Here is a 241-nt window from a genome sequence, read left to right on the forward strand (position 1 = left end):
AACGAGGGCTGACGGTCAGTATCGGAATTACACTGCACCGTGAAGGTGAGAATACGCAAAGAACATTTTATCGTGCAGACAAAGCCCTCTATCGAGCTAAAGCCAACGGGCGAAATCAAGTCTGTACTGAATAAAGCGCCAAGAGATAATTGAAACGCCTATTGCCCTAAGCTCTAGGCGTTTTTTTATTTATGCTATATCGTGAAGATGGCCATTGACCTCACCCATGATTTTCGAACCT

The 241-nt window shown here is 44.4% G+C and carries 1 protein-coding gene; it reads left to right on the forward strand.

The genetic code is table 11. The features are described 5' to 3' along the window. The first annotated feature begins 20 nt into the window (after nucleotides 1-20). Nucleotides 21-134 (forward strand): nucleotidyl cyclase domain-containing protein, encoded by a 114-nt coding sequence (locus tag A3773_RS19405; RefSeq protein ID WP_369094803.1) that lies wholly within the window; start codon nucleotides 21-23, stop codon nucleotides 132-134. The last annotated feature ends 107 nt before the right edge of the window (nucleotides 135-241 follow it).

It is taken from the genome of Neptuniibacter pectenicola, assembly GCF_001597735.1.
Classification (GTDB): domain Bacteria; phylum Pseudomonadota; class Gammaproteobacteria; order Pseudomonadales; family Balneatricaceae; genus Neptuniibacter; species Neptuniibacter pectenicola.